This is a genomic window from uncultured Oxalicibacterium sp., assembly GCF_913776015.1.
Classification (GTDB): domain Bacteria; phylum Pseudomonadota; class Gammaproteobacteria; order Burkholderiales; family Burkholderiaceae_D; genus Oxalicibacterium.
In genome coordinates, this window is sequence record NZ_CAJYMD010000015.1 from 1 (window position 1) to 4,874 (window position 4,874).

Consider the following 4,874-nt stretch of genomic DNA (forward strand, 5'->3'; position numbering starts at 1 on the left):
CTTCGAACAACTGCCGTTCTACCTGAATCTGATGCGTCATCTGGCCGATCGTGGCGTCAGCGTGCCGGCGCCGGTTGCCAACCATGAAGGCACGATCATCAACGTGCTGCACGGCAAACCTGCTTCCATCGTCACCAAGCTTGAAGGCGAATCGCAACTGGCACCCGCCCCCGTGCATTGCGCTGCTGTCGGCGCGATGCTGGCGCGCATGCATCTGGCGGCACGTGACTTTCCCTTGCAGCAAGAAAATCTGCGCGGCATCCAGTGGTGGAATGAAACAGCGCCGGTCGTCATGCCTTATCTCGACGATGCGCGCAAGGCACTGCTGGACGAAGAGCTGCAAGTGCAAAATGCCTACGCCGCATCGGCAGACTATGCCGCCTTGCAGCGTGGCCCGATTCACGCCGATCTGTTCCGCAACAATGTGATGTTCGACGGCGAAAAACTGACCGGCTTCTTCGATTTCTACTTCGCCGGTTGTGATACCTGGCTGTTCGATGTCGCGGTGACAGTCAACGACTGGTGCATCGATCTGCAAACCGGCGAACTCGACGTTGCCCGCGTCCGCGCCATGCTCGACGCCTACCATGCCGTTCGCCCGTTCACTGCTATCGAGCAAGCTGGCTGGCAAACCATGCTGCGCGCCGGTGCCTTGCGTTTCTGGCTCTCGCGTCTGTATGATTTCCACATGCCGCGCGATGCCGAGATGCTGACCCCGCACGATCCCGGCCATTTCGAACGCATTCTGCAGTTGCGCATCGCGCACGCTGCGCCACCGCTCTTTCAGGACAATTGATCCATGGATAAACCTTCTGCAATCGACGGCTGGCTCTGGGCCAAGGAAGGCCTGGCGCTGTTCCGCAAGCAGCCGACCGAACTGATCACGCTGTTCTTCGGCTATATGTTCATCATGCTGCTGGTCGGTATTCTGCCGATCGTCGGTCAGTTGATTCCGATGATCATCGTGCCGCTGTTCTCAATGACCTTCATGCACGCCTGTGCACAAGTCGAACGCGGCCAGAAGGTGTATCCGAATCTGCTAATGGTCGGCTTCAAGTCCAAGCATGTTCGCAATCTGATCAAGCTTGGCACGCTGTATCTGGTCGCGGCCATTGTCGCCGTGACGGCATCGAGCATGGTGGATGGTGGGGTCTTCCTGCAAGCCATGAGCGGTCAGTTGCAACTCGATGCCGAAACCGTGCAGAGCTCCAACATGACGCTGGCCATGCTGTTCGCTGGCCTGGTTTACATTCCCGCCGCAATGGCGTTCTGGTATGCCGCACCGCTGATCGCCTGGCAGGAAATGGGCGTCGGCAAAGCCGTCTTCTACAGCTTCTTCGCGGTCAAGCGCGCCGGCATGGCATTCCTGATCTACGGCCTCACATGGGCCACTCTGGGCGTCGTCATGCCGGTCGTCGTCAGCACGGTATTCGGCGTCTTGCTCGGCTCGCCACAGGCATCGCTGTTCATCCTGTTACCGGCTTCGGTGCTGGCGACGGTGATCATGTATTGCTCGTTTTACCCAACCTACACACGCATGTTCGGACCACCGCCCGATCCGCTGCCAGCGCCTTGAGCGAACGCAAAAACAAAAAAGCCTGCACATGCAGGCTTTTTTATTGGCTTTTCACATCGCATGATGCGTCATACACGATCCAGCTTCGCCACACTCAAATCCAGCAGCTTCATGCCATGCCGTCCAAAGTTGATATGCGCACGCGCGCTACCGCCACTGCCTTCGATGTTGACGATCACGCCTTCACCGAACTTGGCGTGTGCGACCGACTCACCGATGCGCCAGCCGACGTCTTTCTTGCCCATGCCTTGCGCAATACGATTGGCACCGGTTTCCGGTGCATCGTCCCACGCAGCCTTGGGCGAAGCGAACCAGTGATGTTGCTGCACCTTGGGTGAAAGCCACTTCAACGACTCTTCCGGCATCTCGTCAAAGAAGCGTGACTTCATGTTGTAACGCGTCTGACCGTGCAGCATGCGCGTCTGCGAAAAACTGATGTAGAGGCGACGGCGCGCACGCGTGATGGCGACGTACATCAGGCGGCGCTCTTCCTCGACACCACCCTGTTCCTTCTGCGAATTCTCGTGCGGGAACAAACCTTCCTCGAGACCTGTGATGAAGACGGCATCGAACTCCAGTCCCTTGGCCGAATGCACGGTCATCAATTGCATGGCGTCCTGCCCGGCTTGCGCCTGATTGTCACCAGCCTCCAGCGAAGCATGCGAAAGGAAGGCCGACAACGGCGACATCACGGTAGCGAGCGGTGCATCGGCATCCAGAATCTCGATGCCATCTTCGGTCGTGATGGCTTGCCCGGCCGTCGGCTGCGCACGCGGGCCGAGTTGTGCGGGTGCATCGCGACCGAATCCCTCTTCCGTGACGAACAAGGTCGCGGCACTGACGACTTGCTCGAGGTTTTCAATGCGGTCCGCGCCATCCTTGTCGTTCTGATAGTGCGTCATCAAACCGCTGGCATCAAGCACCACCTGCACCATTTCCGGCAGCGGCAACTGCTGCGTTTCAAACCGTGCTGCCTCGATCAGCTTGACGAAGGCGCCGAGCGAAGAACCCGCCTTGCCTGTCACATACGGCACGGCTGCATAGAGCGAAATGTTGTACTGCCGCGCGGCATCCTGCAATTGCTCGAGCGAACGTGCGCCAATGCCGCGCGTCGGGAAGTTCACCACGCGCAGGAAGGCCGAATCGTTGTGCGGGTTGTCCATCAACTGCAGATACGCAATCGCATGCTTGACTTCGGCGCGCTCGAAGAAGCGCTGGCCGCCGTAAACGCGATACGGAATGCCGGCCGAGAACAGCGCATGTTCGATCACGCGCGATTGTGCATTGGAGTGATAGAGAATCGCAATTTCATTGCGCGTACTGCCCTCGGCAATCAGGCTCTTGGCTTCCTCGATGATCCATTGCGCTTCCTGCAAATCGCTGGTGGCTTCATAAATACGCACAGGTTCGCCATGCCCTGCGTCGGTGTGCAGATTCTTGCCAAGGCGATTCGTGTTGTTGGCGATCAGCGTATTGGCGGTATCGAGAATGTGGCCGTGCGAACGATAATTCTGTTCGAGCTTGATCAGGTTCTCCACCTTGAATTCGCGCTCGAATGCGGTCATGTTGCCGACATTCGCACCGCGGAATGCGTAGATGCTCTGGTCGTCATCGCCGACGGCAAACACGGCAGCCTGCGTACCCGCCATCAGCTTGAGCCAGTTGTATTGCAGGTTGTTGGTGTCCTGAAACTCATCGACGAGAATATGACGGAAGCGCGATTGGTAATGCTCGCGCAAGGGCTGATTGCGACTCAGCAATTCATATGTACGCAACAGCAGTTCGGCAAAATCCACCACGCCTTCACGCTGACACTGTTCGTCATACAAGGCATACAACTCGACCATGCGGCGGTTGTACTCATCGAACGCTTCGACATCCTGCGCGCGCAAACCGTTTTCCTTGGCACCATTGATGAAGTACATCAGATTGCGCGGTGGGAATTTTTCATCATCGACGTTGTGCGCCTTGAGCAGACGCTTGATCATCGATAACTGGTCCGACGAATCCAGAATCTGGAACGTCTGCGGCAAGGCGGCATCGCGATAATGCGCACGTAAGAGACGATTGCACAGACCATGGAAGGTACCAATCCACATGCCGCGAGTATTGATCGGCATCATCGCCGACAGCCGCGTCATCATCTCCTTGGCCGCCTTGTTGGTGAACGTGACAGCGAGAATCCCGGCTGGCGACACTTGCCCGGTCTGGATCAGCCAGGCAATGCGCGTGGTCAGCACGCGCGTCTTGCCGGAACCGGCACCAGCCAGAATCAGCGCAGATTGCGCCGGCAGCGTCACCGCAGCCAGTTGTTCGGGATTGAGATTGTGGAGAAGATTTTGCATGCGGGGATTATAAGGCGGCGCGCCATCACGCTGTGTTTGCCGTCACGTTCAGCGTGACGCTCACGACGGCAAAACAAAGGATGCGCCATGCCTGAAAAAGAAAAGACCGCTATCGCATTGCAGCGATAGCGGTCCGGATATGACAAGCTGAATTACGCGAACAGATTCGTAAAGCCGCGTGCCGCTGCCTGCGGATCGCCTGCCAGATACACACTGCTGATAGCGGCAACCATGTCGGCGCCATTGGCAACCAGCGGCGCAGAATTGTCGCGCGTCATGCCACCGATCACCACGCTGGGAACGGTGCCCTGCTGCTTCCAGTCGCTGACGATGGTTGCCGGCGTCGTCACTGGATATTTCTTGACCTTGGATGGATAGAAACCGCCAAACGCCACATAGCTGGCACCAGCCGTCTGCGCCGATTGCGCAAGCTCTAGACTGCCGTAGCACGATGCACCGAGAATCTTTTCCGGGCCGATTTGCTTGCGCACGTCGGCTACCGCCGCATCGGTGCCGCCAACGTGAATACCATCGGCATCCAGGCTCAGGCACAGTTCGACAAAGTCATTGATGATGAATGGCACCTTGTAGCTGCGAGCGAGCGCCAGCAGACATTCGGCCTGCTCCTGACGTTGTGGAGCATCGGCCGTCTTGTGGCGATATTGCAGCAGACTCACGCCGCCCTTGAGCGCGAGTTCGGTGATTTCCAGCAGCTTGCGTGTGTCGTCCCAATCCGGCGTCACCAGATACAGGCCCCTGAGCGAAGAAGAAGTGTTGCTCATGCTTGTCTCTTTCAAACTTGTCTTTTCAAACGATGTGCGTTTAGACCACGCGCCCAGCCATCGGCGACGATGGCGAAGCAGCAAACTTTCGTGGAATACGACCGGCGAGGAAGGCATTGCGGCCAGCGTCGATGCCGAGCTTCATGGCATGTGCCATGCGTACCGGGTCTT

The 4,874-nt window shown here is 57.9% G+C and carries 4 protein-coding genes and 1 pseudogene; 2 read left to right on the forward strand and 3 right to left on the reverse strand.

Annotated elements, in window-relative coordinates:
* The coding region (locus QZ725_RS02670; protein WP_293776084.1) for a homoserine kinase at nt 1–796 on the forward strand (796 nt) is incomplete at its 5' end.
* Nucleotides 797–799: 3 nt separating this feature from the next.
* The gene (locus QZ725_RS02675; RefSeq protein WP_293776085.1) at nt 800–1,576 is read left to right on the forward strand and encodes a BPSS1780 family membrane protein; all 777 of its coding nucleotides are present in this window, start codon (nt 800–802) and stop codon (nt 1,574–1,576) included.
* Nucleotides 1,577–1,644: 68 nt separating this feature from the next.
* On the opposite strand, the gene QZ725_RS02680 is transcribed toward QZ725_RS02675, so the two are convergent.
* The 3 genes and pseudogenes from QZ725_RS02680 to QZ725_RS02690 all read right to left on the reverse strand — a co-directional run.
* Entirely contained in the window at nt 1,645–3,921 is a 2,277-nt protein-coding gene (locus QZ725_RS02680; protein ID WP_293776086.1) for a UvrD-helicase domain-containing protein, read from the reverse strand.
* Between the two features lie 152 nt (nt 3,922–4,073).
* Nucleotides 4,074–4,703 (reverse strand): thiamine phosphate synthase, encoded by a 630-nt coding sequence (gene thiE, locus QZ725_RS02685; RefSeq protein ID WP_293776087.1) that lies wholly within the window; start codon nt 4,701–4,703, stop codon nt 4,074–4,076.
* A 40-nt stretch (nt 4,704–4,743) separates the two neighbouring features.
* A pseudogene (locus QZ725_RS02690) lies at nt 4,744–4,874 on the reverse strand (thiazole synthase); the annotation flags it as partial.

What these genes read in the sequence shown, in the direction of transcription:
- QZ725_RS02675 (WP_293776085.1), top strand. Translation starts at nt 800, where the DNA reads ATGGATAAACCTTCTGCAATCGACGGCTGGCTCTGGGCCAAGGAAGGC.
- QZ725_RS02680 (WP_293776086.1), bottom strand. Translation starts at nt 3,921, where the DNA reads ATGCAAAATCTTCTCCACAATCTCAATCCCGAACAACTGGCTGCGGTG.
- thiE (WP_293776087.1), bottom strand. Translation starts at nt 4,703, where the DNA reads ATGAGCAACACTTCTTCTTCGCTCAGGGGCCTGTATCTGGTGACGCCG.